Origin of the sequence: Burkholderia sp. MSMB1459WGS, assembly GCF_001534535.1 — a bacterium.
Classification (GTDB): Bacteria; Pseudomonadota; Gammaproteobacteria; order Burkholderiales; family Burkholderiaceae; genus Burkholderia.
The window spans coordinates 21,445-47,162 of record NZ_LPMU01000041.1 but is presented as its reverse complement, the minus strand read 5'-3'; the positions used below and the strand labels follow the sequence as shown (position 1 = coordinate 47,162).

General features: G+C 65.8%; 27 protein-coding genes. 12 read left to right on the top strand and 15 right to left on the bottom strand.

The window, feature by feature from the left end:
• Positions 1-127: 127 nt before the first annotated feature.
• Complete coding sequence (locus tag WT97_RS16570) at positions 128-1,072, top strand: hypothetical protein (protein WP_060353833.1); 945 nt, start codon at positions 128-130, stop codon at positions 1,070-1,072.
• 36 nt (positions 1,073-1,108) lie between these two features.
• The gene (locus tag WT97_RS16565) at positions 1,109-2,371 is read left to right on the top strand and encodes an acetyl-CoA carboxylase biotin carboxylase subunit family protein (RefSeq protein WP_257128499.1); all 1,263 of its coding nucleotides are present in this window, start codon (positions 1,109-1,111) and stop codon (positions 2,369-2,371) included.
• Here the strand turns inward: WT97_RS16565 and WT97_RS32910 are convergent.
• Positions 2,272-2,886 (bottom strand): NIPSNAP family protein, encoded by a 615-nt coding sequence (locus tag WT97_RS32910; protein ID WP_082751402.1) that lies wholly within the window; start codon positions 2,884-2,886, stop codon positions 2,272-2,274. The genes WT97_RS16565 and WT97_RS32910 overlap by 100 nt on opposite strands.
• A 96-nt stretch (positions 2,887-2,982) precedes the next feature.
• Here WT97_RS32910 and WT97_RS16560 point away from each other — a divergent pair, with 96 nt between their 5' ends.
• Positions 2,983-3,903: a LysR family transcriptional regulator gene (locus WT97_RS16560; protein WP_060353832.1), complete on the top strand. Its 921-nt coding sequence runs from the start codon at positions 2,983-2,985 to the stop codon at positions 3,901-3,903.
• Between the two features lie 186 nt (positions 3,904-4,089).
• Here WT97_RS16560 and WT97_RS16555 read toward each other — a convergent pair whose 3' ends face one another.
• Positions 4,090-5,010 carry a LysR family transcriptional regulator gene (locus WT97_RS16555; protein ID WP_060353831.1) on the bottom strand — a complete coding sequence of 307 codons (921 nt, stop codon included), beginning with the start codon at positions 5,008-5,010 and terminating at the stop codon, positions 4,090-4,092.
• A gap of 81 nt (positions 5,011-5,091) precedes the next feature.
• Between WT97_RS16555 and WT97_RS16550 the strand changes: the two genes are divergently transcribed.
• From WT97_RS16550 to WT97_RS16525, 6 genes are all read left to right on the top strand, one after another.
• The gene (locus tag WT97_RS16550) at positions 5,092-6,042 is read left to right on the top strand and encodes a ketopantoate reductase family protein (RefSeq protein WP_060353830.1); all 951 of its coding nucleotides are present in this window, start codon (positions 5,092-5,094) and stop codon (positions 6,040-6,042) included.
• Positions 6,039-6,431, top strand: a complete 393-nt coding sequence (locus WT97_RS16545; RefSeq protein ID WP_060353829.1) for a VOC family protein — start codon at positions 6,039-6,041, stop codon at positions 6,429-6,431. Before WT97_RS16550 ends, WT97_RS16545 begins: the two co-directional genes overlap by 4 nt.
• A gap of 2 nt (positions 6,432-6,433) precedes the next feature.
• Positions 6,434-6,892 carry a MaoC family dehydratase gene (locus WT97_RS16540; RefSeq protein ID WP_034209024.1) on the top strand — a complete coding sequence of 153 codons (459 nt, stop codon included), beginning with the start codon at positions 6,434-6,436 and terminating at the stop codon, positions 6,890-6,892.
• Positions 6,892-8,115 carry a CaiB/BaiF CoA-transferase family protein gene (locus WT97_RS16535; RefSeq protein ID WP_060353828.1) on the top strand — a complete coding sequence of 408 codons (1,224 nt, stop codon included), beginning with the start codon at positions 6,892-6,894 and terminating at the stop codon, positions 8,113-8,115. The genes WT97_RS16540 and WT97_RS16535 overlap by 1 nt, the downstream gene beginning before the upstream one ends.
• Positions 8,112-8,945, top strand: a complete 834-nt coding sequence (gene aroE, locus WT97_RS16530) for a shikimate dehydrogenase (protein WP_060033300.1) — start codon at positions 8,112-8,114, stop codon at positions 8,943-8,945. The genes WT97_RS16535 and aroE overlap by 4 nt, the downstream gene beginning before the upstream one ends.
• Before the next feature lie 172 nt (positions 8,946-9,117).
• The gene (locus WT97_RS16525; RefSeq protein WP_060353827.1) at positions 9,118-10,350 is read left to right on the top strand and encodes an MFS transporter; all 1,233 of its coding nucleotides are present in this window, start codon (positions 9,118-9,120) and stop codon (positions 10,348-10,350) included.
• Positions 10,351-10,657: 307 nt separating this feature from the next.
• Here WT97_RS16525 and WT97_RS16520 read toward each other — a convergent pair whose 3' ends face one another.
• Entirely contained in the window at positions 10,658-11,596 is a 939-nt protein-coding gene (locus tag WT97_RS16520) for a PLP-dependent cysteine synthase family protein (protein WP_060033306.1), read from the bottom strand.
• 241 nt (positions 11,597-11,837) lie between these two features.
• Positions 11,838-12,704 (bottom strand): NmrA family NAD(P)-binding protein, encoded by an 867-nt coding sequence (locus WT97_RS16515; protein WP_060353826.1) that lies wholly within the window; start codon positions 12,702-12,704, stop codon positions 11,838-11,840.
• Positions 12,705-12,914: 210 nt separating this feature from the next.
• Between WT97_RS16515 and WT97_RS16510 the strand changes: the two genes are divergently transcribed.
• On the top strand, positions 12,915-13,847 hold the full coding sequence (locus WT97_RS16510; protein WP_060353851.1) for a LysR family transcriptional regulator: 933 nt from the start codon (positions 12,915-12,917) through the stop codon (positions 13,845-13,847).
• 132 nt (positions 13,848-13,979) lie between these two features.
• Here WT97_RS16510 and WT97_RS16505 read toward each other — a convergent pair whose 3' ends face one another.
• Positions 13,980-14,942 carry a helix-turn-helix domain-containing protein gene (locus WT97_RS16505; protein ID WP_060353825.1) on the bottom strand — a complete coding sequence of 321 codons (963 nt, stop codon included), beginning with the start codon at positions 14,940-14,942 and terminating at the stop codon, positions 13,980-13,982.
• 218 nt (positions 14,943-15,160) lie between these two features.
• Here WT97_RS16505 and WT97_RS34110 point away from each other — a divergent pair, with 218 nt between their 5' ends.
• The gene (locus tag WT97_RS34110; protein ID WP_156440264.1) at positions 15,161-15,556 is read left to right on the top strand and encodes an SDR family NAD(P)-dependent oxidoreductase; all 396 of its coding nucleotides are present in this window, start codon (positions 15,161-15,163) and stop codon (positions 15,554-15,556) included.
• On the opposite strand, the gene WT97_RS16500 is transcribed toward WT97_RS34110, so the two are convergent.
• From WT97_RS16500 to WT97_RS34910, 6 genes are all read right to left on the bottom strand, one after another.
• Positions 15,464-16,201, bottom strand: coding sequence for a transporter substrate-binding domain-containing protein (locus WT97_RS16500; RefSeq protein WP_060353824.1), 738 nt, complete (start codon positions 16,199-16,201; stop codon positions 15,464-15,466). The two genes, WT97_RS34110 and WT97_RS16500, sit on opposite strands and share 93 nt — an antisense overlap.
• Before the next feature lie 316 nt (positions 16,202-16,517).
• Positions 16,518-16,946, bottom strand: coding sequence for a hypothetical protein (locus WT97_RS16495; RefSeq protein WP_257128498.1), 429 nt, complete (start codon positions 16,944-16,946; stop codon positions 16,518-16,520).
• A 216-nt stretch (positions 16,947-17,162) separates the two neighbouring features.
• Positions 17,163-17,522: a hypothetical protein gene (locus WT97_RS16490; protein WP_257128497.1), complete on the bottom strand. Its 360-nt coding sequence runs from the start codon at positions 17,520-17,522 to the stop codon at positions 17,163-17,165.
• A gap of 116 nt (positions 17,523-17,638) precedes the next feature.
• Positions 17,639-17,965: a hypothetical protein gene (locus WT97_RS16485; protein ID WP_060353822.1), complete on the bottom strand. Its 327-nt coding sequence runs from the start codon at positions 17,963-17,965 to the stop codon at positions 17,639-17,641.
• Between the two features lie 312 nt (positions 17,966-18,277).
• Complete coding sequence (locus WT97_RS16480) at positions 18,278-19,399, bottom strand: sensor histidine kinase (RefSeq protein ID WP_060353849.1); 1,122 nt, start codon at positions 19,397-19,399, stop codon at positions 18,278-18,280.
• Between the two features lie 258 nt (positions 19,400-19,657).
• Positions 19,658-19,975, bottom strand: coding sequence for a hypothetical protein (locus WT97_RS34910; protein WP_257128496.1), 318 nt, complete (start codon positions 19,973-19,975; stop codon positions 19,658-19,660).
• Here WT97_RS34910 and WT97_RS16475 point away from each other — a divergent pair.
• On the top strand, positions 19,863-20,936 hold the full coding sequence (locus WT97_RS16475; RefSeq protein WP_306640733.1) for an alpha/beta fold hydrolase: 1,074 nt from the start codon (positions 19,863-19,865) through the stop codon (positions 20,934-20,936). The two genes, WT97_RS34910 and WT97_RS16475, sit on opposite strands and share 113 nt — an antisense overlap.
• 34 nt (positions 20,937-20,970) lie before the next feature.
• On the opposite strand, the gene WT97_RS16470 is transcribed toward WT97_RS16475, so the two are convergent.
• The 4 genes from WT97_RS16470 to WT97_RS16455 form a co-directional block, all read right to left on the bottom strand.
• Entirely contained in the window at positions 20,971-22,740 is a 1,770-nt protein-coding gene (locus tag WT97_RS16470; protein ID WP_060353847.1) for a histidine kinase, read from the bottom strand.
• An 84-nt stretch (positions 22,741-22,824) separates the two neighbouring features.
• Complete coding sequence (locus WT97_RS16465; protein WP_060353821.1) at positions 22,825-24,237, bottom strand: HD domain-containing phosphohydrolase; 1,413 nt, start codon at positions 24,235-24,237, stop codon at positions 22,825-22,827.
• 121 nt (positions 24,238-24,358) lie between these two features.
• The gene (locus tag WT97_RS16460) at positions 24,359-24,808 is read right to left on the bottom strand and encodes a GNAT family N-acetyltransferase (protein ID WP_060033355.1); all 450 of its coding nucleotides are present in this window, start codon (positions 24,806-24,808) and stop codon (positions 24,359-24,361) included.
• 396 nt (positions 24,809-25,204) lie between these two features.
• Positions 25,205-25,609, bottom strand: a complete 405-nt coding sequence (locus WT97_RS16455; protein ID WP_059500061.1) for a hypothetical protein — start codon at positions 25,607-25,609, stop codon at positions 25,205-25,207.
• Positions 25,610-25,718 lie beyond the last annotated feature (109 nt).

Below are 25,718 nucleotides of genomic sequence, written 5' to 3'. Positions count from 1 at the left end.
CAGTTTATATCATTTTACTTCGCTCATCATCCGGATTAGCCTAGGCTGTCCGCTTCCAGGGAATCCGCATGCCATCCGCCGCCCGATTCGGCTTCACTCCCGCTCGCCGCCGGCCCGAGGTTCGCCCGTGCGCGCACTGATCGCCGCGCTGGTGCGGCGCGGCCCGACCGTGCTCGCGTGCGGCGTCGGCCTCGGGCTGCTGGCGCCGCCGCTGGCCGACCTCGCGCGGCCGCTGATGCCCGCGACCGTGTTCCTGTTCGTGCTCGGCACGCTGCTGCGCATCGAGCCGAGCGCCGTGCGCGCGGTGGCGCGGCGTCCCGCCGTGTCGCTGCTGCTGCCCGCCATGACGATGATCGCGTGCCCGGTCGCGCTCGGCATCGCCGCGCGGCTCGCCGGCCTGCCGTACGACTGGGTCGTGGCGCTGGTGATCGCGTACTGCGCGCCGCCGTCGAGCGGCACGTCGACGATCGCGCGCATGCTGTCGCTCGACGCCAGCGTCGCGCTCGTCGCGACCCTCGCGTCGATGGTGTTCGTGCCGCTGACCGCCCCGTTGCTGACGGCCTGGTTCAGCCACGACGCGGCGGTGTCGATCTCGCCGTCGAGCCTCGCGCTGCGGCTCGCGCTGCTGATCGGCAGCGCCGAAGGCGTCGCGTTGCTCGTGCGGCGCTTTGCCGGCGCTCGGCTCGCGCGCCACGCAACACCGATCGACGCGATCGTCGTCGCCGCGCTGCTGATGTTCGCGCTCGGCACGATGGCCGGCATGCAGCAGTCGATCATCGATGCACCGCACCGCGCACTGACCGCGATCGCCCTCGCATTCGCCGTCAACGCGGGTTTCCAGATCGTCGCGTACGGGCTCACGCCCGGCGACGTCCGCACGCGCCTGAACGTCGCGCTGATCGTCGCCAATCGCAACGTCGGGCTGATGTGGGCTGCGCTCGGGCTGGCCGCGACGCCGACCATGGCGCTCGTGTTCGCGTGCGCGCAGTTGCCGATCTATACGCTGCCGCGCGTCGTCCAGCATCTGCTGCCACGCCTCGAAGCGCAGCGGCTGCGCAGGCGCCCACGCTAGCCGGCTCCCTCTTCCGCCCTCGATCAAGGATTCGTCATGAAGCGACTCATCGTGATCGGCGCACGCGCCACCGGCAGCAGCGTCGCGCTGGTGCGCGCCGCCCTCGCACGCCAGGCGGCCGTGACCGTCGTCACCGCGCCCGGCCATCGTCTCGACGGCGTGTTTCCCGACGGCGTCGAGACGGTCAATCTCGCATCCGACGCCAGCCAGCTCGCCGGCTGGCTGCGCGCGCGCTTTGCGGGCGAGCTCGACACGCTGCGCGTGACGACCGCGCACGACACCTATGCACGCACCGCCGCATGGGTCGCCGATGCGCTCGGGCTGCCCGGCCCCGATGCACGGCACGTCGCGCACGCAGTGTCGAAGTCGAACCAGAAGACATTGCTCGCCACGCACGGGATCCCGGCCGCGCAGTTCGTCGCGGGCACGCTGGCCGCGCCAGCGGCGCTCGTAGCCGCGGCTGCCGCGTTGCGCTTTCCGGTCGTCGTCAAGCCGTCGGAAGGCTCCGCGAGCGACGGCGTGCGCCGCTGCGAGACCATCGCCGCCGTGCGCGCGCAACTGGACGCGCTCGCCGCCATGCAAGCCGATGCCGCTTCGCTTGCGACCGAACGCGTCGTCATCGAGGAATTCCTGGAGGGCAGCGAATACTGCGTCGAGTATTTCGACGGCCGCTACGTCGGCGCGCTGCGCAAGCTGAAGCGGCATGGCGCCGGTTTTCTCGAGCGCGGGTATACGTCCGAACTCGATCTCGACGCCGACACGCTGCATGCGCTGATCGACGTCGGCACGCGCGCGACGGCCGCCGCCGGGCTCACGTGGGGGCCCGTGCATCTCGACTGCATCGTGCACGACGGCGTGCCGCACGTGATCGAACTGAATCCGCGCATCGCGGGCAGCTTCATCTGCGACATCGTGCGCGACGGCTACGGCTTCAACGTGGTCGAAGCGTTGCTCGACAAACTCGATGGACGGACGGTGACGATTCCCGAGCTGTTCGAGCCGCACGCGTATGCGCGCGCCGAATTCCTGCTCGACAGCGATCCCCGTGCGTGGCGGTTCGCGCAGGCCGGCGAGATCGACGACGGGGCCGTCAGGATCAGCTACGGGCCGCAAGTGCTGCCCGATCGCGAACGGCGCGCGTTTCTTTACGTGCGCGTTGCGTTGCCGGCTGCGCATGGTTCGTCGGACGACGCGGGCATTCAATGCAACGGCGACCACGCCTCCGGCAAGCCGATCGTCGACGTCGCCCTTTCGATCTGCTCCGGACCGCCCGTCGGAGGCCAAAGCCCCTCCGCATAGTGTTGCTTTCTCAGCGCCATGCGTTCTTCCAGGCTCGAGAATCCCCAAATGTGCGTGATGCGTGGCGGCCCGTCGAGCGCGTACAGGTTGCAAACGAGATGCGACGTATAGGCTTGGGCCGGCCCTATCGCACGCTCCCACGCGGCAATGGTCGGCGCAATACCGCCGGCTTTCAGCCAGTAGCTGCGAATTTCGTAGAAACCGCCCAATGCCGCCGGTTCGACGTCGGGTAGAAAAGGAAAAAGCGCATAGCTTTCCATGGCCAATCGAACGGACGTGCTTTCAATTCCGAAAGGTCGCGCGGCGCACAATGCCCGATTGCGTTCATGCTGCAATTCATCCATCGTCTCGAAGCCGCGCAGCACGACCACCCGCGACAGCTCGCCAATTTCCGTGCGCCATGCGCCCAGCAGCCGCCCTCGCGCGTCGGCATCCGACACCCAGCGATGCGCACGGCGGGACACCCTGTCCTGGTCCGGAAGCGGACACGACAACGTCGTGAGTTCATACGGCATTTCAGCTCTCCTTTCGTTCGGATATCGCAATCTATTTCCAAACCGGTGGCTGATAAACGCGCGTCACCTTGAAACAGAATCCAGTACCATTGCGCAATGGATCTCCTCAAGGCGATGGCCGTATTCGTCCGTATCGTGGAAACGGGTAGCCTGACGGCAGCCGCGCAAGCGTCCAACCTGTCGCCGACCATGGTCGGCAACTACCTTCAGGCTTTGGAAAGTCGGCTAGGCGCGGTCCTCGTGCACCGCACGACCCGTAAGCAGAAAGTCAGCGCGTTCGGCCACGCTTACTACGAGCGATGCGTCGAAGTCCTCGGCCTGGTCGACGACACGGAACAGCTTGCGCTCGTTCACCTCCAGCAGCCGCGAGGGCGTTTGCGCGTGACCGCGCCCGTCGTGTTTACGAACGAGTGCCTGGTTCCCGCGCTCGCGGACTATTACCGGCGCTACCCCGAGATCAAGCTCGATATCGTCGCAACCGACTCGCTCGCCGATCTGTTCGACGACGGTTTCGAGGCAGCCATTCGCATCGGCGCGCTCGCCAACCCGGATGTGGTTGCGCGTCCGCTGGCGCCATATCGGCTGGTGCTGTGCGCGTCGCCCGCTTACGTTCGCGAACATGGTGCGCCGACTACGCCGCACGCGCTTGCCGGGCATCAATGCCTGACGTATGCGTATCCGCCCCGATCGGAATGGCACGCGGCGCAACCTCGATGGATGCTGGAAGGTCCGGACGGGCCGACGAGCATCGCCGTGGACGGCAGGCTGAAAATCGACAGTGCGGACGCGTTGCGCCGCGCGGCATTGAGAGGGCTGGGTATCGCGATGCTTCCGTCCATGTTGATACGCGACGACATTCGCGACGCGCGCCTCGTCGAGATCATGCCGGACTTCGCCGCGCCGGAACGGCCGATGAATCTGCTTTATCTGCAGGAGAGGCAGAAATCGCCGAAGCTTCGTAGCTTTACCGAATTCGTGATCGAACGGTTCGGCGCCGAAACGGTCTACGGGGCGTAATGCGGCTACCGTTTCTGCTCGAAGGCGGGCACTTCGGCGAAACCGCGAAACAGGAGTTGCCGCCCCTCGATCAAGCACGACCTCGCCGCGCCGATCGTCCATCGATGATCGGCTTGCGGGCGCGGCCGAACCGGAAGCGCCCGAAAGCTGCGCCCCCGCCCCCCTCGCGAACGCCGAAGCCACCGGTCAATGCGAAGCACCGAACAATCGAATCACGACACCGCGCAGCCACCGGTTGCCGGCCTCGTGGTGATAGCGCGCGTGCCAATGCTGCCGCACCGTAAACCCTTCGACCGGGATCGGGCATGCATGAACCGCCAGATCGCTGGCCTGGGCCAGCGTCTCGCCGATATGACGCGGTAGCGTCGTGATCAGGTCGGTGGTCTGCACGATCGCCCCCAAGCCCAGAAAACCCGGCAATTCCAGCACCACGTCCCGCTCGATGCGCGCCTGCCGCAGCGCCTGTTCGAGGAGTTGCGCGCCGGTTCCGGCCGTAATCGCGACATGCCCTTCCGAACGATATTGCTTTACCCCGAGCCGGCCGCGAATCCTCGGGTGATGTCGATTCACCAGACAAATCCAGTCCTGGTCGTACAGCTTCTGCTGATAAATGCCGCCGCCGAGCCACGGGACGTAGCCGATCGCGAGATCGGCTTCGCCCGATTCGAGCGCCCGCTCCGTATTGCCGTCGATCCGTGCGGCTTCCAGCCGGACGCCGGGCGCCTGCGCGCGAACATGGGCCAGCAGCCGCGGCAGCAGCGTGACGTGGCTCGCATCGGTCATGCAGATGCGAAAGCGCCGCTGGGCGGTCGCGGGATCGAATGCGATTTCCCACGCAGTGAAGCGCCGCAGCGATTCGAGGATTTCCCGGCATGGCCCGATCAGCGCGTCGGCTTGCGGCGTTGGCGCCATGCCGCCGGGCGTGCGAATGAAGAGCGGATCGTGCAGGTGTTCCCGCAAGTGCCCGAGCCAGATGCTGACGGTCGGCTGGCTCTGGCCGAGCTGCTCGGCGACGCGCGTGACGCTGCGCACGTCGTACAGGAGATCGAATAGCTGAAGCAGTTTCAGGTCCGGCAGATCGGCGGGCATCGGCACATTATTGTCCATGGCAATGACGCCATTGTATCCATTGCATTGTCGATATGAGCGACGGCTTCTATCGTGAGGCCATACGTCAAGGAGACACCATTGAAAATCGCGATTCTGGGAGCCGGCGCACTGGGTTGCGCGATCGGCGCCACCCTCACCGAAGGCGGTCACGAGACCTGGTTGATCGACCGCTCGCCCGCGCACGTCGACGCGATGGGGCGCGACGGCCTGCGAGTCGACGACGCCGGCGGCTCCCGGCACGTACGCGTTCACGCGACGACGCAGGCTGCCGAAGTCGGCGCGGCCGACCTGGTGGTGGTGCTGGTCAAGTCGTTCCACACCGACGCGGCCATCCGCGGTGCCCGGTCGCTCGTCGGGCCCGACACCGTCGTGCTGTCGCTGCAGAACGGCCTCGGACACGAGGACATCCTGAGCGACGCCGTCGGCCGCGAGCGCGTACTCGCGGGCAAGACCTACGTCGGCGGCGTGCTTCGCGGGCCGGGCCATATCGAATCCGGCGTCATCGGCAAGGCCACTTACATCGGCGAACTCGACGGCCGCATCACGCCGCGGGTACGGGCGATCGCCGACGCGTTCGATACCGCCGGCCTCGCGACGACGATCAGCGACAACATCGTCGGCACGATGTGGGACAAGCTGCTCGTCAACGTCGCGACCGGCGCGCTGACCGGCGTCACCGGCCTCACCTACGGCCAGCTTTACGACGAGCCACTGCTGAAGGCGACGTCGCTCGCGGCTGTCGCCGAGGCGATCGCGGCGGCACAGGCGGCCGGCGTCAAGCTGTCGATGACCGATCCCGAACAGGCATGGACGCTCGCCGCCGCGGGGCTGCCCGCGGCCTTCAAGACCTCGATGTTGCAAAGCCTGGAAAAAGGCTCGATCACCGAGATCGACTTCATCAACGGTTCGGTCGTGCGCGCCGGGCAGCGCTACGGCGTACCGACCCCGGTCAACGCCACGCTCGTCGCCTGCATCAAGGGGCTGGAGCGCGCAATGGCCGACCGCCGGCGCGAGGAGGCTGCCGCATGAATGCCACGAAAGCCTATCTCGAACACGTTGCGATCTGGGTGAAGGACATCCGCTGGCACATCCGCTTCTTCGAGGACGTGCTCGGCATGACGCTGCGCGAAGTGGACGGCACGCCCGACGCGCCGCGGCAGTACTGGACGCTCGGCGGCCTGCAGTTCATCCACGCGCCGGAACACGACGGCCCCGAAGGCCGGCTCGCGCATCTCGGCGTGATGTGCGAAGACCTGGAGGCCGCGCTGGCTGCGGCGCGGCGGTTCGACGTGACGGAGATGCCGCAAGGGCGCAACTGGCTTCGCCTGCCCGACGGGCTCGCCGTCGAGCTGATTCAGGCCCGGCCAGCTTCGTGCGTCGCACAGGCCCTGGCGATCGACCCGCGCGCGGAGGCATGACCATGACGATCGTCGAGAAATACTGGGACGACGCCCGCGAGGGCGACACATGCACGAGCCCGAGCTACGTCGTGACCAAGGAGCGCATTCTCGCGTATGCCGACCTCACCGGCGACCACACGCCCGTTCACGTGGACGAGGATTACGCGAACGCCAGCCATTTCGGCTGTCTCGTCGCGCACGGGCTGTTCGGCCTGTCCGTTGCCGACGGCCTGAAGACCCAGAGCGACTATCGCTTCCTGCCGGGCATGTCGCTCGGCTGGACCTGGGATTTCCTGCTGCCGATCAAGGTCGGCGACGTGCTGCACGTGACGTTCCGCGTCGGCTCGATGCGGGCGAGCAAGAGCCGCCCGGACTGGGGCATCGTCGTGCTGCCGTCGGAACTGATCAATCAGGACGGGCAGGTCGTTCAACGCGGCGAACATCGTCTGATGGTGCCGCGCCGCCCGGAGGCACGGTAATGCAGGCTCGTCCCCTCGAAGGCATTCGCGTCGTTGACTACAGCCATTTCCTCGCCGGCCCGTATGTCGGGCGCTGTCTCGCCGCGCTCGGCGCCGAAGTCATCAAGGTCGAGCGTCCCGGCGACGGCGACGCCGGGCGCCAGCACGCGACCGTGCTCGACGACCAGCAAAGCGGCTACTTCCTGCAGCTCAACATGGGCAAGCGCGGCGTGAGCGTGAACATGAAGGACGCGCGCGGCAAGGCGTTCATGCAGCGGCTGTGCGACTCCGCCGACGTCTTCATCGAGAACTACCGGCCGGGCGCGCTGGACAAGCTCGGGCTCGGCTATGCCGAACTGTCGGCGCGCAATCCGGGCCTCGTCTACTGCTCGATTTCGGCGTACGGTCACACCGGCCCCGACGCACATCGCGCGGGCTTCGGGCTGATCGCCGAAGCGAAGAGCGGGATCATGCAGATGGTCGGCACGCCCGGCGAGCGCCCGCCGCTGCTGCGCATTTCGCTCGGCGACATGTACACCGGCATTCATGCGGTCGCGGCGATCAACGCCGCGCTGCTGGGGCGCGTGAAGAGCGGCCGCGGGCAACACGTCGACATGGCGCTGTACGACACGCTGGTGTCGATGCACGAATACGCGGTGCAGTGCTACACGCTGAAGGGCGTGCTGCCCGAGCAGACCGGGCACGACATGCCCACCTCGACACTCTATGGCGTGTTCCGTGCCGCGGACGGCGATCTCGTGATCGCCGCGCAGGTCGACGACGCGTGGAAGCGCTTCGCACAACTGATCGCAACGCACGGCGGCCCGGCGGGTTTCGGCGCCGACCCGCGGTTTCACGACGGCACCGGGCGCAATGCGCACCGCGCGGAGATTCTGTCGGTGGTCGAACCGTGGGTGGCCGCGCGTTCCGTCGCGTCGGTACTGGACCTGCTGGACGGCATCGACGTTCCGTGCGCGAAGGTGCAGCGCATCGACGAGGTGTTGAACGATCCGCAGATCCAGGCCAGGGGCATGGTCGTCGAGCAACAGCATCCGCGCTACGGGACACTGCGGCTACCCAACCTGCCGTTCCGGTTTTCCGATTGCGATACGACGATTCGCGACGTCGCGCCCGATCTCGGGCAGCACAACGCGGAAGTCGCGCGTTCCCTTGGGTTCGATTCGGCCGAAATCGACGCGATGCAGGCCGATGGCGTCCTCTATTCGAAAGCGAACCAACGATGACTGATCGATACGCGGTGATCGGCAATCCGATCGGGCACACGAAATCCCCGCTGATTCACGGCCTCTTCGCGCAAGAGACGCGGCAGGACCTCCGCTATACGGCGATCGAAGGCCCGATCGAGCCGGCAGGCGCTTTTGCTGCAACGGTGCGTGCGTTTTTCGATGGCGGCGGCAAGGGCATCAACGTCACCGCGCCGTTCAAGCTCGACGCGTTCGCGATGTCGGACGAACGCAGCGAGCGTGCGCGCCTCGCGGGCGCGGCCAATGCACTCAAGTTCGACGGCGGCCGCATCCTGGCGGACAACTTCGACGGCATCGGACTGGTTCGCGATATCGAAGCGAACCTCAATCTGCCGATGGCCGGCAAGCGCGTGCTGGTGCTCGGCGCGGGCGGTGCGGCGCGCGGCGCGCTGTTGCCGTTCCTCGAAGCCGGCCCGGCGGAACTCGTGATTGCGAATCGCGACGTCGACAAGGCGCGTGCACTGGCCGCGCAGGTCGCCGGGCGCGGTCCGCTCGTCGCCGGCAGCTACGCGGACCTCGCGCGGATGGGACGTTTCGACCTGGTCGTCAATGCGACGTCGGCCAGCCTCACCGGCGACCTGCCGCCCGTCCCGCCGAGCGTGTTCAGTCCGACGGGAACCGCCTACGAACTCGCCTATGGCAAGCGGCTCACGCCGTTCCTCCGGCTCGCGAAAAACGCGGGCGTGCACGGCATCGCGGACGGCGTCGGCATGCTGGTCGAGCAGGCGGCCGAGGCGTTCGCATGGTGGCGCGGCGTGCGCCCCGCGACCAGTTCGGTGATCGACCGGCTGGCCGTGCCGTTCGACTGAATACGCGATGAGGTGTCGGCATGCAGGCGATCCCGATGCGCGACGGCATCGAACGCCGCAGGAGCGGCAGGCGCGACCGGGTAGACTCGGCGCGTCCATACCAACGAGCCGCGCCGGGCAACGTTGCCTTGCCGCCCCCCTTCCCCCGCCCGAGACCGTGCCGAACCCCGTCATGCCGGACACCACCCGCCCCGCTCGCCTGAACTTCGCGCTCATGTTGCCGCTGCTGCTGGCGGCCCAGCCGGTGGCGACCGACAGTTATCTGCCGGCGCTGCCTGAAATCGCCGCGACGCTCGGCTCCGCCAGCGTCAGCCTCACGGTGTTCGCATTGATATTCGGTATCGGACAGTTGCCGATGGGCGGTCTGTCCGACCGGTTCGGCCGTCGCCCCGTCTTGCTGGCCGGCCTGACGCTCTATGCGCTGACCGCATTGGCGGCGGCGCTCGTGTCGACCGCCGCGATGCTGGTGACCGCGCGTGCGATGCAGGGCTTTGCCATGGCCGCGATACTGGTATGCGCCCGCGCGACGGTGCGCGACCGGTATTCGGCGGGCGACGGCCCGTACGTGATGGCACGCGGCTTCATGGGAATGGGGATGATGGCGTTCCTCGCCCCGATCGTCGGGGCGTACGTCACGCAGCACGCCGGCTGGCGATGGGTACTCGCGGGGATGAGCCTGTATGCGTTCGGCTTGCTCGTCATGTGCGGGTACGGCTTCGAGGAAAGCGCCGCGAGAATCGCGCCGCGCCGGAACGCGACCGGGGACGTGCGCGAGATATTCGGCAATGCCCCGTTCAGGGTATGGACGCTGCTGGCCGCGTCGACGTACACCGGCATGTTCTGTTTTCTGCTGCTTTCTCCGACGATCTATATCCGGCAGTTCGGCATCTCGCCGCAGCGATACGGCTGGATCCCCGCGAGCGGGACGCTCGTCTATGTCCTGAGTACCTTTGGCTGCCGGCAGTTGCTGCGACGTCAAAGCATGCTGCGCACGGTGCGCCAGGGCGCAACGTTGAGCCTGTCAGGCGCGGCGATCCAGGCGTTGGGATGTGCGCTGCTTCCCGGCAGCATCTGGCCGCTGCTCGTCGGGCATGGCGTGTATTGCCTCGGCCACGGAATCCATCAGCCTTGCGGGCAGGCAGGAGCGGTCAGCGGCCTGCCTCATCTTGCCGGTCGCGCGGTATCGTGGTCCGGCTTCATCATGATGTTCTTCGCTTTCGGCGTGGGACAGACGGCGGCGGTTTTCATCGATCCGCGCTATCAGTCGAGCGCTTGGCCGATGGTGGTGCCGATGCTCGTCGTCGGCGTCACGCTGGTCGCGATCGCGTTTGCGTGGTTGCCGAAAATCGGCGATGCGACTTTGGTCGCGGCAACGGTTCCGGCGCGCGCGGTGGAGGGTCGCTGAGTTGCGGCGGAGAATCGGCAGGTGAAGATCGCATGGCAGCGCCAGCAGATGCCAGTCGAACGCGAAACCCGTCGCACGATAGTCGGCCACGATCTCGTCGCCCCACGATGCTGGAGGCAAGCTCGGTACCGCGTCGTCGCGTCCGGTGCCGCGCAGCGGATCTCGAACACGCACGGCAACCTCGAACCCGAAGCGCTGCGCCGATCGGCCAATCCGGCGCGGACGAAAACGCTCCCGGCTATCGGGAAAACGGGAGGTACCGCGTCCGTCATCCATGCGGATCTCGCCGACGCAAGCCCCCAAACCATCAGCCCATCGTTTGCGCGAACGATTTCAGATACTTCATGCCCGTGTCGCACATGATCGTCACGATCGTGGCGTCCGGGCCGAGCCGTTCGGCGAGTCGCAATGCGCCGGTTACGTTGGCGCCGGTCGACGTACCGCAGAACAGCCCCTCCTCGGCGGCCAGCCGGAACGCCATGGCTCTCGCGTCCTCCGTCGAGACGCGCTCGAGTTCGTCCGCGATGCCGTCGCGCCAAAGCGGCACGACATAGCCCGCGCCGATTCCGTCGATCTTGTGCGCCCCGGTCGGCCCTCCCGACAGCACCGCCGATTCGGCCGGCTCGACACCGGCGATCCGGATGCGTGCGTCATGCTCGCGCAAGCGCCGCGAAATCCCGCGCAGCGACGCAGCCGTACCGACGCTCTGGACGAAACCGTCGAGACGGCCGCCGGTCTGCTCCCAGATCTCGTCGGCCATCTTCGTATAGGCGCCGAGCTGATCGGTGTTTTCCATCTGTGCGGTGAGGTATGCGCCCGTCTCACCGGCAATCCGGTGCGCTTCGCGAATCATGTCCTTCGTCAGCTTCTCGGTTTGCTTGCCGTTGTCGCTCGGGACGAGCGTCAGCTTCGCGCCAAGCAGGCGCATGTGATCGAGCTTCTCCTTCGCGAACGCATCCGATGAAACCAGATGCAGCGGATGCCGCTTGACGGCGCACACCAGCGCGAGCGACACGCCCGTGCTGCCGCCGGTGTACTCGACCACCGCGCCGCCGGGCGTCAGACGCCCATCGCGCTCGGGCGCTTCGATCATCGCCAGCGCGATCCGGTCTTTCATGCTGCCGGTCGGATTCTGGCTTTCGAGCTTGACGAACAAACGCGCACCGTTGTTCGGGACAACGTATCGTAACGGGACGAGCGGCGTGTTGCCGATCGTGTCGAGGATGCTGCCGGGAGTCGATTTCATGTTGATCTCTGAAGTGAGCGAGCCGGTACGAGCAGGCGGATGGCGGTCGAACAGGTCCGGGAATGCCGGAGATGCTTCGCAGTCTAGACGCGCGGCGAGGCCTTGCGCCATAGTCATAAATGACATTAATGGCGGCATTTACGACACCCTTTCGGCATGTAATCCGCTCTCCGTCTGACCGGAAATCCGATGCATGGGCGGGCGCGGCGCAAGCGCGCCACGCGTCGCCCGCCGCATTCGTTCAGACCGTACGCGACACCAGCTCGCCCAGCACCGTGTCCAGCGCGACATGGCCGCGCAAGATATCGTCAGGATTGCTGTCGAAATCGATCCAGCCTTCGTTGAAGCCATCCAGCATGCGCATGCGCGGGAGCGGATGTTTCATGCCCTGCGCGCGAAACAGCGCTTCCCACGTTCGCCTGTCGACGGCTTCCGCACGCACGTCCCGGCCCAAAACGCGAGCGAAGGCCAGCGCGAGATCGTGGGGGCTCACCCGGCGCGGGCCTTCGAGCTCGACGACACGCACACCGCGCCACGTCTGCTGCAGCAGTTCCGCCGCAACACGGCCCACGTCCGCGGTGGCGACCATCGGCACGGGCTTGTCGAGCGGCTGCAGGTAACTGGCGACGACGCCCCCGTCGCGCGCGGACGCGACATCCCACGCGGCGTTCTCCATGAACCAGCCGGGCCGCAGAAACGTCACCGGCATCGGCATCTCGCGCAGCGCCTGCTCCATCAGCGTGAGTTGCGTGAGCAGATTGGTCTCGTGGGCCTGCGCGCCGATCGTCGACAGGCAAACGACCTTTTCCGGACGCGCCGTCAGAAGCGCGGCGGATACGGCTTCGATCACCTTCCGCGCCTCGGGAAACCCGGGCGCCGGATCGAACACCGGCGGCAACAGGATGAAAACGCCCGACGCGCCGGCGAACGCGGCGGCGAGCGACGAAGGGTCTTCCATGACCGCGGTTGCCATCTCGCACCCGCGCTCCGCCCATGTCCTTGCCCGTGCCGTGTCGCGTACGACCGCGCGCACCGGCCGCCCCGCGGCCAGCAGCTCGCGAGCCAGTGCGCCGCCGACCTGGCCGGTGATTCCCGTGATTGCATACATTGCTCGTTCTCCATGTGTGAATACGTGGGTCGCATTCTGGACAAACGCCGAGCGAAACAAAACGACATGGATGGCATCAGATAAGTGACAACGCGTCATCAATTGGGCATGATCGACACGGATGCCCGGCAGCAACGCACCGTGCGGCGTTCGCGCGTCGGCCTTCCGTGGGCCGCTCGCCATCCGCTCCCCGTATTCACTCGAACGACGATGAGATCCAGTAGCGAAAAACTGTCCGGCAGCATCAGCGTGTTCGCCGCCGTGGTCGATGCCGGCACGTTCGCGGCTGCCGCCGACGTGATCGGCATGACGCCCCCGGGCGTCAGCCGAGCGATTGCCCGGCTGGAAAGAAGGCTGAACATCCGGCTGTTCAACCGAACGACGCGATCGGTGTCGCTCACCGAAGAGGGCCGCCGCTTTTACGAGCAGGTCATGCCCCATCTCGCCGGGCTGGAGGAAGCCGCCGCGGCGGCCGCAGGCGGCGCCTCCGCCGTGCGTGGAAAGCTGCGAATCAATCTGGATCCGGTCGTCTACCGGGCCATTCTCGGGCCACGGCTCGATGCGTTCATGGACGCACATCCCGAGCTCGAAATCGAGCTCATCGCGCGAGACAGCCTGGGCGACCTCGTCATGGACGGCTTCGACCTCGCCGTGCGATTCGGCGAACCGCGCGCATCCAGCCTGATCGCGAGAAAGCTGCTCGACACCGGCGTCGTGACGGTCGCGGCGCCCTCGTACATCGCGCGCCGGGGACGGCCGGCAAAACCCCAGGACCTCGAGAACGGGAGCCACCGCTGCCTGGAATTTCGCAACCCCGAGACAGGCAAGCCGTTCGCGTGGGAATTCCATCGCAAGCGCAAACGCATCGTGGTCGACACCCGCGGACGCCTCACGGTCAACGATCCGGGCGCGCTGTTCAACGCGTGCCTCGCCGGTTCCGGCATTGCGCAGATGCTGCTGCTCGGCGCCGAGCCGCTGATCGCCGACGGCCGGTTGATCGATCTCTTTCCCGAATGGGCCGACGAGCGGTATCCGTTATACGCGTACTACCCGTCCCGGCATCACGTGCCGGCAAAGACGCGCGCGTTCCTGGATTTCATGATCGAACTGACGCGCGTTCACGCGGACGTCGGCACGCGCTAGCGCGGTTCCGGCGGAGCCCACGGAACCTTGCCTCGGCATGCGCGGCGTACGACGGCGCCGCCGTCGACGCAGCGACGGCGTTCGAGCCCGGTCGCTCGCGTTGGCGAAGCAATGCCGGCCGTACCGAGGACGCTACCGATTGTCGGCACGCAGTTCCCGCACCCCACGGCCGAGCCGGCGCCGCAACAAGGCCCGCAACGTCGCCGCATCCGCATAGCCGACCTCGCTTGCGATCGTCTCCAGGTCGTAACCCATCGACACGAGGTTCTGCGCCCGTTCGATCCGGAGATCCTGGAAGAACGCCAGCGGCGACTTCCCGAGTACCGCCTCGGTACGACGCTGCAACGTGCGCGGTCCGACGGCCAATGCCGCTGCGGCTGCCTGAAGCGAGAAACCCAGGGAAAGATTCTCGCGAGCCCAGCGCTCGAATCGCGCGACCAATGGATCGGCGTGTGCAAGGTAATCCGGAATGATGTATTCGGCTTGCGATGCGCGCTTGTCGATCAGCATGAAGCGCGCCACGAGCGTGGCCAGTTCGGGACTGGCCTGACGCAGCAACCACAGCGCCAGGTCGAGATGGCCCATAGCCGACCCTGCCGTAATCAGGCGATCCGCGGCGACGACCATGCGCGACTCGTTCAGATCGACCGCCGGATAACGTTGACGAAAAAAAGGCGAGAGCGACCACGTAGTCGTCGCCTCGCGATGATCCAGAAGCCCGGCTTCGGCCAGCAAGAACGTACCGATACAGGCGGCGGCCACGCCGATGCCGCCAGCATGCCACGCACGAAGGTGCGCCATCGCATCGCGCACGTCTCGACGCTCCAGCGCCTGGGCGAGGCGTTCCGGCTCCCTGATACCGGGCGCGGGCACGACCACCCAGTTCGGGTGGCGCACGCTGCTTGCCGATTCCACCGCCATCGACAATCCATGCGCGGTGCGAATGCGTTTGCGCACGCCAGCCACCGTCACGTCGAAGGGTGGCGCGGCAAAGCCTTGAGCAGCAGCCAGTTCGTTGGCCATCGCGAAGGTATCCAGCAGCACCGTGAGCCCGGTATCGAACAGACCGTCGAGGGCCAGGATAGTCAATCTCATGTCGCAAACGTCGCTGTGAATATCGTTTACGACTATAGCCCGATTTGCGGGCAAAGCCCGGCGTGCATGTCGACGCGGCGCAGACGCGCGTCACGTCGCCCTCGCTTTTCCCACCCTTTGCGAAGGACACTTGCCCAGTAGCTCGACCAGCCGTGCCTCGCATCCGGAAAACGCGTATCCGCGCCGCTGCGAGAGTCACGGCGGCGCCCGTCTACTCGATGGCGAAAGCGGCCATCGACACGCTGACCCATACGCTCGCCATCGAGCTGGGGCCGCGCGGCATCGCCGCGAACGCCGTCGCGCCGGGCTTCACGCGCACGGATGCGAACGCCGCCTTTCGCGAGAATCCCGAACGCGTCAAGGCGGCCGAGGCGCAAATCGCGCTGGGCCGCTTTGGCGAGCCTTCGGAAATCGCCGCCGTCGTCGCGTTTCTGGCTTCCGACGACGGTCATTGGGTACCGGCCAGACGATCGAGGCGAACGGCGACGTGCGGGAATGACCGAACGCGGCCGCGTGCCGACCTATCCTGTCTGCAACACGGCCGGATCGATTTCGCGCGCGGTCAGCCCGAATTTCGCCATGCGGGCGCGATGGTCCGGCGAGCCGAGATATGAACGAAGTCGTCGGTTAACCGCCGTCAGAAGATTCCGGTTTTCCCGGTTGAACGAAAACGCGCCCAGCGGAGGGGTCCGCTGGCTGCCGTTTACCTCCGGCTCATGCGCGACGTCCTCGATCATCGCGCGGCCTATCCGGCTCGCAACGATCCGGTTTCCCAAGGCCGTGCTCGCGTAGGCGTCGATCACGCCGGAGAGAACGGCCGCGATCGCGTCGGCTTGCTGTTCGAAGACGACGATCTGCCGCCGACTCACGCCCGACGCGATCGCGGAATCATGCTGCACCTGCCCTGCAATGATGCCGAGACGCGCATCGGGACGTTCGGCGATCGACGCATAGCTGCGCAACGCCTTCGGGTTGCCGGGCCGGACCAGAAAGCCGTCCCCGATCCCCCACACCGGCACGCTGAACGCGACGGTATCGGCACGCTTCGGCGTCACAAAGAGCGGCACGTTCATGTCCCAGCGACCTGCTTCGACGCCGGGCAGCAATTCGCTGAACGTCGTCGGGCAATACTCGATTCGGGTGGCGCCAATCTGCCGGAGAATCGTCCCGGCGAGCTCGAGATCGGCGCCGGTAGCGGTGCCGTCCGCTTCGGTCCAGCCGAACGGCGGCTCTTCGATGTACGCAACGGTCAACTTCATCGCTTTCTCTCGCAAGCCGAAGAATCGATCGGGAATTCATCAGCTTACCGTGGGAAGTGGAGGTTCACTAAGCGTCGACAAAATTATTCCGGGCGTAAGCAAGTCGGCGAAATTTTCTTGACGCAACCGCCGAGGGTACGCGATGTAACGGCAAAGCAGCCATTGGAGTGACTCACTGCGACCACCCGAGCGAGTGGCGGGAAATGGCCGAAGTCGAGCGCATCGCCGGGTGCCCGGAACGCTTCGAATATGAATGCTGCGAGATGCGTCAACCGACCGAGTCAACAGAACGAGTGCTATCTCCGGTGACGCGTATTCAACGACGCTCCGTAATCGGACCCTCAGCGTCAACCGTCCCAACGGCGCCGATGGCGCCGCCAACGGAAATCGGTCCATGTGCTTCCAGATCACCGCGCACGGTCAGCGAGCCATGCACGGTGAGCGGGCCGTGAAACGTATTTTCGCCCTGACGTCTACGTATGGCATGCCCGTCGGGAGGAATCCGTTCAATCGTGGCCGCGGTGACCGGGCCGCGAGCGGAGATGTCACCAGCCACCGTCAGCGAGCCGTCGACAGTAACCGGCCCGAGAACGACGAGCGATCCGTCGACGCTGAGGGGCCCCGTGACGACCGGTTCGGCATGTCCCGACGTGACGAAGACAGAGGAGGCCAGCAGAACCGCGCGCGCCATCGCGCTTCCTGCCCGCCTCGATGCCATGCTCTTTCCTGGCGCCAGATGAAGCATTTCACGTGTCCTCCTGCCCGGTGCTACTTACGCGAGCGCGAGCGGTCCACTGACTCGCGACGGGCGGCTGCGGCTAAAGCACGCCCGGACGCTATTGATCCAGTCTAGTCACGGAGTTGACGAGCACAAGCGGCATCGGCGCGATAGCGCGACGCGGCGCGACAGCACACGAGACTTCTGAACTACGCTGGCGCGTCGTGTGCTAAAAAGATTTGACTATCGCAAATGGCTTCCGTCAGGATTGACTGCTTCATCGTCTTTCCTGGAAGGGTAGTATTTCTTCTTCTGCTCAAGCTCATAGAAGAGTGTGCCGTGAATACCGTTCACGTCCTTCTTCTTCACCGGACGAGCCCATATCTCGGCGAAAGCAGCATCCAACGACGCCTCATCGGATCGGCCATAAACCTCGTCGATGAATGCAATGTCAGTCTCCTTCGGAAATATCAAGTCAAACTGCTCGTCTGTCGCCGCAAAAATGTCATAAACACAATTTTCTGCGCCGTCGATAATCTGAATATTTTTCATTTCTGAAGCGGACCTCCAAAGCAGCATCTGGCCCGCCAGATGCTGCACCATTATGCGCGATCACGGCAGGGTATGGGCTTGAACAACCGTCTCCTGCAGTCTGCAGCCAGACTCGTTCGGCTGTAGTCGACCCGAAGCGGCCGGTCAATTTGACGACAAGCGGTCATCTACATTAAGTGCGCGCGATATCGTCCGTACACGAGCAGCGCGAAAAACAGTAATAAGGCTAAAGCACCAACAAGCAGTGCCACCCTTGCTACGCGCGCCCAGCTATCAATTTGTGGGTCGTTCAGTGATCTATAGTCACCGCTCACCAGCCAGATAATCGGCGCGTAGTTGAATTTACTGTCCTTTCCAAGGAACGCGCTTTCTCCCGGATAGCGGCTCTGCAGTTTGGCGGCGATTCTACTCTGCATAAGGCCGCTGACCAGCAGGCCGATCGCGGCTAGCGCGATAAGCAACTCGAAAACGTGCATGATATCGGCGGAGTTCATGTCGTGAAATTCTTCCTGAGTGCACTACCGTTGCTACGAAACATTATCGACGGTTTTCATATAAAGGCCGACTGACCGCTTCTGGCCGGTAACGCCTATCGCCATCCCCGACCGCAAGCCGGCTGGCGAACCTCGAGCGATCGCATGCGGGCCACTGCGAACTCATCGGCTAAAGCAACTTTTCGCGATCACTCGAGCCCACCAGCAGCAAACTGCCGCAACCTCCGCCCCAAGCGATGCAGCACCACCATCCCGCGCGCCTCCGAGCGGACTCGCGCAAAGCCAACGCATCCCCGGCCCCCGCTTCCTGCCTCACACGCCTCTCGGCAGCCGCACCGCGAATACGGTTTCCGTCTGATCGGACCGCGCGTCGATCCGGCCGCGATGCGCCTTGGCAATTTCGTTGGCGATGAACAAGCCGAGTCCCAGGCCGGTATCGTCACCCGTTCTGTCCGAACGATCCGCTCCGCGCTGGAGCGGATCGAAGATGCGGTCCAGCGTGAGCCGATCGATGGCCGGGCCGTTATTGCCGATCTCGATGAGCACTTCCGCGCCGCCCGCCTCGGCCATCACCCGCACCGGTGTCCCGGCCGCGCCGTACTTGACGGCATTGCTCACCAGATTACTCAACAGTTGCTGCATTCGCTGATCGTCCCAATCACCTCGCAGATCGCCGCTCATATCGAGCGTAATTTCGCGATCGGGATGACCTGCCCGCAATTCGTCCACCACATTGACGAGCACGTGCGCGAGATCGATCTTGCGGGGAACGACGTTGATGCCCAGTCCGAGCTGGGTTCGATTGAAATCGCAGAGATCGTCGAGAAGGCCGTGCATGCGGGCACCGCTTCTGATCAGGCGCGCGGCTGCTTCCGATACCTCCTCACCTGCATTGAGCGCGGCGAGATACGACGCCGTGACCTGGATCGTCTGCAGCGGCGTGCGCATGTCGTGGCCCAGCATGCCGAGGAGCAAGTTGCGAGCCTGCTCGATCTCTTCGGTAAAAAAGGCGACGGATTCCGCCAGCGCCTGATCGATCGCCTCGTTGAAGCGAATCACGTCGTCCAGATGGGGCACGCTCGGTCGACACTCGTCGATCCACAGGCGCAACACGCTGGCGCGCAGTGCCCGATACTCGGCTGCCAGCTGGTTGATGTTGAAACCCCGCCGGGCGCGCAGGGCGGCATGAGTCTGGGCGGCCGTCTCTCCGGCATTCACTGGCTCGGGTGCGTGCCCCAGCGATTTTTGGCGTTGCGCTTCCCTCGTTTGCGGCGTCGCGATGTCCTTGGCGACGGCGGTCAGAATCTCACGCGCGTGATCGCGTAGCCCGATCGAGTTCATGTTCCGCGCGGCCGGTAGCAGGGTGGCGGCGAACGCTTCCCACTGCACCAGGATCGGTTCCATGTTCCGTACGATGAAATCAGCAAGCCGCATGTCGCCCCTCACAACGGAATGAACGATGGACACTGCAGTCGAACCGCACGATATCACGTGAATATCGGCGTCAGCCGGCGATTCGATCGCCGTCGTCGTTTCCGCCCGCGCGGGCGGAGAGCGTCGCGCGGCGGCTTCGATCGACCGCGCCCGCCGGCCACCGTCGAGCGCCGGGCGCGGCATTCGGCACCTTTGAACGATATGCTGCTGAATTGACGATCGCGACAGGGCCGAAGCGACCCTCGATTCGCACGCACGTCACGTCGGGCGACTAGCATTGCCGACAATCGGTTCGGCGATGCCGTTCGATTGCGGCGGCACCGGCAGCACGAACCTTGCGACGCGCTCGTTCGACTTCCATCCCGACGCCGGATTCGGCCACATTTTCCTGCCACGGCCGGCCGCCGGCACGAAACTGCACATGCCCAGGAAAAAATCCAGCCTCTGGTTGCGGCCTCTCGACCTGTTTGCCATCGCGACCGGCGCGCGCCCGAAGAAGCAGGTCGGCAGGTCGCGGCCGGCTGTCAAAAAGGCGACCCCAAAGGCCGCCCCACGAACCGTCGAGCCGGCCGTCACCGCCCGTACCGCCAGGCGGACAGGCTCTGCGCACGGCGCGCGCGCCCCGTCGGCCCGGCCGCCCGGCACCTGGCTCCGCTCGTTTCATTCCGCCGGCCCGAGCGCCGGCCGGCTCGTGAACCATCTGGCGTACGCGCTGTATCTCCCCGTCGCCCCGGCGGCAACCGAGGGCATGCCGGCCGTCGTCATGCTGCACGGCTGCAAGCAGACCGCCGAATCGTTCGCCGCGGGCACGCGCATGTGCCGTCTTGCGGAGCGATCCGGGTTCGCCGTGCTGTTTCCCGAACAGGCCAAGACGGCCCATGCGCACCGCTGCTGGCACTGGCATGGCGACGCGACCCAGTCCGAAGCCGCGGCCGTCGCGTCGCTGGTCGACGCCATCGTGCGGCGCCACGGCTTCGATCGCGACCGGATCTACGTGGCCGGCATGTCTGCGGGCGCCGGGCTCGCCGCGGCGCTGGCGATACGGTATCCCGACCGCTTCGCGGCGGTCGGCCTGCACTCGGGCCCGGCGATCACGCCGCCGTCGTCGACGATGGCCGCGATGAGCCTGATGCGTCGCGGCATCCGCGACGATCCGATCCATGTGCTCGACGCGTGCACCGACGTCGCGTCCTATCCCGGCATGCCGGCGCTCGTCGTCCACGGCGCGCTCGATACGGTCGTGACCGACCGCAATGCGACGCAGCTCGGCATCGCGTTCGCGCGACTCAACCGGCTCGTCGATGAACACGGCGCGATCCGCGTCGGCGAGCAACGCCGCTACGCGCAGGACGAGGCGGACTACATCGATTATCTGAAGCGTGGACGGCTGGTCGTCAGGGTGTGTGTCGTTCGCGGGCTGCGGCATGCATGGAGCGGCGGAGATCCGGACGAGCCGTTCCATTCCGCCACGGGGCCGGACGCGACCGCGATGTTCTGGCATTTCTTTCGTCGTCAGCGCCGCAAGCGATCGGCATGACACACGACGCCCGCGACCGCTCGCCGTCATGTCGTCACGCCCGTTGCTCCTGCGCTGCCGCGTGCGTGCGGTCGCCGGCGCGTCGAACCGGCAACCGTATCCGGAAGGTCGTGCCGCGCCCCGGCTCGCTGGTCACGTCGATGGTGCCGCGATGACGCTCGACGATGCCGTGCGATACCGACAGTCCGAGCCCCGTGCCCTGCCCGACCGGCTTCGTGGTGAAGAACGGATCGAAGATCCGCCGCGCGACGTCGGGCGTCATGCCGACGCCGGTATCGCTGATCGCGATCGACACCTGATCGCCGTCGCTCGACGTGCGGATCGTGATCACGCCGCGCTCCGGAATCGCTTGCGCCGCGTTGACCAGCAGGTTCATGAAAACCTGGTTCAACTGCGACGGCAGGCATTCGACGTGCGGGACATCGCCGTAATCGCGCACGATGTCGGCCTTGTACTTGAGTTCGTTGTGGACGACGTTGAGCGTGCTCTCGAGGCCCGCATGGAGATCGACCACGCTCCATTCGTCGCTGGCCGGACGCGAGAAATCGCGCAGGTCCTGCACGATGCGCCGCACACGTAGCGCGCCGTCGATCGACTCGTCGATCAACAGCGCGATCTCGTCCCGGACATAGTCGAGATCCGCCGCGCGGCGCACGGCCGCCAACGCGTCGCGGGTGGCGGGGTCGAGCTGCGGCAGCACGGCTTCATGTGCCGCGACCACGTCGAGCAGGCTGTGCACCCATGTCTTCAACGTATTGAGGTTCGCGCTGACGAAGCCGATCGGATTGTTGATCTCGTGCGCGACGCCGGCCGCGAGCTGGCCGATCGACGCGAGCTTTTCCGACTGCAGCAACTGGTCGTGCGTTTCCTCGAGCGCATGCAGCAAACGCCGCTGTTCGTCCTTCTCCTGTTCGAGCAGCGCGTGCGCGGCCTTGCGTTCGTCGATCTCGGCCGCCATGTTCTCGCGCGTGCGTTGCAGCATCCGTGTCGTTTGCTCGTAGCTATGCAGCGCGCGTTCGAGTTCGCTGGTTCTCGATCGCACGAGCCGTTCGAGCGTGTCGGTCATCCCGCGCAGAAAAGTTGTGCGCGCATCGAAACGGCACACCAGCAGCGTGACGACCAGCGTCGCCATCGTAAACAACGCGACCGTCGTCGCGAGCCACGGCGCATCGACCCCGTTCGCGGCGCCGCACCGCGCATCCGGCGCGAAATGCGCGGCCGCCATCGCCGTGTAGTGCATGCCGGTAATCGCGATGCCCATGACGACGGCCGCGCCGATGCGCTGCGCGGTCGCGTGGCGCGCCTGCTGCATGCGCAACGCCTGCGCGATCCACAGTGCAGCCGTCGACGCGATCACCGCGATGCCGATCGACGCAGCGAACAGCGCGGCATCGTAGCGAATGCCGGGCTGCATGTGCATCGCGGCCATCCCCGTGTAATGCATGCCGGCGATCCCGCCGCCCATCAGCACGCCGCCCGCGCACAGCCGCCACCAGGCCAGCCGTGCGCGCGTGACGACGTTCAGCGCGAAATACGATACGAGCACCGCGATCGCCAGCGACGCGCCGGTTTCCTGCCATGCATAGCCGAGCGGCACCGGCAGCGAAAACGCGAGCATGCCGACGAAATGCATCGACCAGATTCCGGTGCCCATCGCCGCCGCGCCGCCACCGAGCCATGCGCGCTTGAGCTTCGGATTGTCGAGCAGCGAGATGAACGCGGCGAGGTCGAGCGTCGTATAGGACGCAAGCGTCGCGATCGCGAGCGACAGCAGGACGAGCGAAACGTTGTAGATGCCATGCATGATCGGACGCCCGGAACGGGTTGAATGCATCGCCGCGGCGCGGGCGGTCGCGCGCACCGCGGCCATCGGGCCGGCGTTTCGGCGTCAGGCCGGCGGCGCGCCGGCACCGGGGGCGTGCGCCTGCCCGGCCGGACGGGCCAGCACGAGAATGTCGAACGGCGTGCCCTCGCGCATCTCGAAGCGGCGCACGAGCTCGATCTGGTGCGCGGACATCACGCTGCCTTTCGTCATCAACAGCACGCCGCGATGCGTGCGCAGATCGTCGGCGAGCTGCATCCCCTCGCGCAGTTGAGCCGACCGGATTTCCGCGACGGACGCCGCGATGCCGAGACTCGCCGGATCCCGCATCAACTCGATGAAGCGCGCAACCAGTTGCGGGTCGTAACGCACGTTCGCCTGCGAGCGCAACACGTCGATCGCCTGTTCGATCGAATGCGGCGCACCGATTTCGCCGTTGCGCAGCCCCTCGAAATCGCGCGCGATCGCGACGATCCGCGACCCGACCGGGATCGCGTCGCCGACCAGGCCGTCCGGTGTGCCACGGCCGTTGAAGCGCTCGTACTGGTGCAACACGATCGACGCGACCTTGTGCAACTGGGCAACCGGCGTGAGCACCATCTGCGCACGCAACGGATGCTCCTGAAACATGCGGTGCTCGTCCGTCGTCATCCGCGTGAGCGGCTTGTGCAGCAATTCATCCGGCAGCGACAGCTTGCCGATGCCGTGCAACAGCCCCGCGAAATAGACGTCCTGCGCGTGCAGTTCGCTCATCCCGGCTGCCAGCGCGAGCCGTCGCGCGATCTCGCCGACCCGCATCGCATGCCCGCTCGCGGCCCCGCAGCGCAGCTCGATCATGCTCGCGCACACCTGGACCATCGCCGTGAAACTGCTTTTCAGGTCGCTTTGCGCCGCCTCGAGAAACATCACCGTCTGGCCAAGCTCTTCGGTGCGCGCGCGCACCTGCGTTTCGAGGTCCGTATTGAAACGGCGCAGCGCTTCGTTCTGCGCCTCCGTCAGCGCCGCCAGCCGGGCCGCTTCGCGACGCAGACGGCGCTGCTCCAGCGCCTGCTCGATGGTCAACAGCAGGTCGTGATCGTCCCACGGCTTGTTCAGGTAGCGATACACGCCGCCTTCGTTGACGGCCTGCATGATCGACGCGATCTCCGCATAGCCGGTCAGCAAAATGCGCATCGTGTCCGGGTACAGCCCCCGCGCGCGCGCCAGGAATTCCGCGCCACTCATGTGCGGCATCCGCATGTCTGACACGATCAGGTCGATTTCGGTCGACGCCAGGATCGCGAGTGCGGCCTCGCCGCTGTCGGCGGTCACGATGTCGTAGCCGGTGGGCCGGAACACGCGCCTGAGCGCCGACAGCACGTTCGGTTCGTCGTCGACCAGCAGGATCGACGGTACGCGGGCCGCCTCGCCCGATGCCGCTGCGCTGTCGGACGTTTCGGACGGCACGGCATTCACGTCGTTTGTTGCAGATGTCGTCATAGTCCGCCTCGGATCAATTATTTACGCCCTCTCTGCAACATCGGCCGGCTCCGCATTTTCCACATGGGTGGAAACGCTAATGTGCGTGTGTCGATTTCAACCGGAATGCATCGCGCGAATGCTATGTCGTCGACGCGCCGGGTTCGCGCCGGTAGTAGATGTCCCACTCCGCTTCGCCGGTTCGCACGAAGCCGTGCCGTTCGTAGAAGCGGTTCGAGTCGCTGCCGCGCAATGCGCCGACGCGAACGGGCATCCGGTGTTCGTCGGCTTCGGCAAGGATCTCGCGCAGCACGGCGGCGCCGATGCCCCTCCCCTGGTGCGCGGGCACGATGTACAGGTGGTCGAGCAGCCAGTGATCCGTCATCGGGCGAAGCGTATAGAAGCCCGCACGCGAATGGTCGATCTCGATGAAACGGCAGAGCGCCGGATCGAACGACACGAGAAACCGGTCGCGCGCACGCTGCGGATCGAAACGGCCGATGCGTTCGAGGCTGTCGCGCATCGCGGCAATGCGGATCGCGACGAGGGTTTCGGCGTCGGCGTGCGTGACGGGGGCGAAGGTCGGGGTCATGGTAATCAGGCTGGCGGGATGCATGGGAAGGCGAGCACTCGGCTTGGCGGTGCGGCGCCACCCGGGCATCGAGGATGATGCGATCTCCTCCGGGTGGCTTGATGCGTTGCGCTCGCGTGCCGACTCGCGGCGGCTTCGCTCGAAGGAGACCTCAGCGCCGCGCGCCTCTCCTGATCGGAGGGCGCGAGGCAAGCGAACCGATTCAACCGGCTCAATGAATAAAAAGCGCTGGCCGATGAACTGGCCAGCAAATCGGTCCTGGCGATCCGAGGTTGAGTGTGCCAGGACCACATGCATCAGACGATGTACGCGTGCAGACAGACGGGCATGTCGAACGTTCGGTCACGCCGATCGGGACGTTCCGGCTCGAGCCCGCGCCCAAACTGTGATCGCAGTTCAGGCCGGGCTAACCGAAGCGATCATGTCTGCACCGACGTCCGTCAACCTGAACGCATCGACGGGCTTCGGCACTTCCCATGTTGCGATCATCGCGTCGGTCGGCAGATAGTCGGGATCGGCCGACGCGACTCCGGCCCACACGCCCTGAGACATCCGTCTGCCATGGAGATAAAAGTGCAGCTCCCTGCCAGCGCGCTCGCACGTACACTTGATTCTCTCCACCGATCGGCCCAATCCTCGAATCCGTGCGACCTGGCTGCGATCCAGCTCGAACGTGGCGCTCATCACCCCGTCGCAATCGACAATGCCGATCATGTTGCTGTCATCGGTGAATATCCACGACGGATGCGGCGTGCCTAAACGCAGCATGAAAAAATCTGCGGATTCCGAACCAACCATCATGTTTCTCCTGCAATGATACGTTGCTCTACCAACTACCACTTGATCGATACGCTCGTTCATCCAACCTGGTCTCCGCGCCACGCCCGGATGCCCGAGTGGCCGCACGCCG

Coding starts and splice junctions, on each gene's coding strand:
- WT97_RS16505 (WP_060353825.1), bottom strand. CDS start 14,942: ATGAGATTGACTATCCTGGCCCTCGACGGTCTGTTCGATACCGGGCTC.
- WT97_RS16460 (WP_060033355.1), bottom strand. CDS start 24,808: ATGACCCCGACCTTCGCCCCCGTCACGCACGCCGACGCCGAAACCCTC.
- WT97_RS16490 (WP_257128497.1), bottom strand. CDS start 17,522: ATGGTGCAGCATCTGGCGGGCCAGATGCTGCTTTGGAGGTCCGCTTCA.
- WT97_RS16470 (WP_060353847.1), bottom strand. CDS start 22,740: ATGCATGGCATCTACAACGTTTCGCTCGTCCTGCTGTCGCTCGCGATC.
- WT97_RS16535 (WP_060353828.1), top strand. CDS start 6,892: ATGCAGGCTCGTCCCCTCGAAGGCATTCGCGTCGTTGACTACAGCCAT.
- WT97_RS34110 (WP_156440264.1), top strand. CDS start 15,161: ATGGCGAAAGCGGCCATCGACACGCTGACCCATACGCTCGCCATCGAG.
- WT97_RS16485 (WP_060353822.1), bottom strand. CDS start 17,965: ATGAACTCCGCCGATATCATGCACGTTTTCGAGTTGCTTATCGCGCTA.
- WT97_RS16480 (WP_060353849.1), bottom strand. CDS start 19,399: ATGCGGCTTGCTGATTTCATCGTACGGAACATGGAACCGATCCTGGTG.
- WT97_RS16500 (WP_060353824.1), bottom strand. CDS start 16,201: ATGAAGTTGACCGTTGCGTACATCGAAGAGCCGCCGTTCGGCTGGACC.
- WT97_RS16565 (WP_257128499.1), top strand. CDS start 1,109: ATGAAGCGACTCATCGTGATCGGCGCACGCGCCACCGGCAGCAGCGTC.
- WT97_RS16560 (WP_060353832.1), top strand. CDS start 2,983: ATGGATCTCCTCAAGGCGATGGCCGTATTCGTCCGTATCGTGGAAACG.
- WT97_RS16520 (WP_060033306.1), bottom strand. CDS start 11,596: ATGAAATCGACTCCCGGCAGCATCCTCGACACGATCGGCAACACGCCG.
- WT97_RS16525 (WP_060353827.1), top strand. CDS start 9,118: ATGCCGGACACCACCCGCCCCGCTCGCCTGAACTTCGCGCTCATGTTG.
- WT97_RS16545 (WP_060353829.1), top strand. CDS start 6,039: ATGAATGCCACGAAAGCCTATCTCGAACACGTTGCGATCTGGGTGAAG.
- aroE (WP_060033300.1), top strand. CDS start 8,112: ATGACTGATCGATACGCGGTGATCGGCAATCCGATCGGGCACACGAAA.
- WT97_RS16510 (WP_060353851.1), top strand. CDS start 12,915: ATGAGATCCAGTAGCGAAAAACTGTCCGGCAGCATCAGCGTGTTCGCC.
- WT97_RS16555 (WP_060353831.1), bottom strand. CDS start 5,010: ATGGACAATAATGTGCCGATGCCCGCCGATCTGCCGGACCTGAAACTG.
- WT97_RS32910 (WP_082751402.1), bottom strand. CDS start 2,886: ATGCCGTATGAACTCACGACGTTGTCGTGTCCGCTTCCGGACCAGGAC.
- WT97_RS16495 (WP_257128498.1), bottom strand. CDS start 16,946: ATGCTTCATCTGGCGCCAGGAAAGAGCATGGCATCGAGGCGGGCAGGA.
- WT97_RS16540 (WP_034209024.1), top strand. CDS start 6,434: ATGACGATCGTCGAGAAATACTGGGACGACGCCCGCGAGGGCGACACA.
- WT97_RS16455 (WP_059500061.1), bottom strand. CDS start 25,609: ATGATGGTTGGTTCGGAATCCGCAGATTTTTTCATGCTGCGTTTAGGC.
- WT97_RS16515 (WP_060353826.1), bottom strand. CDS start 12,704: ATGTATGCAATCACGGGAATCACCGGCCAGGTCGGCGGCGCACTGGCT.
- WT97_RS16465 (WP_060353821.1), bottom strand. CDS start 24,237: ATGACGACATCTGCAACAAACGACGTGAATGCCGTGCCGTCCGAAACG.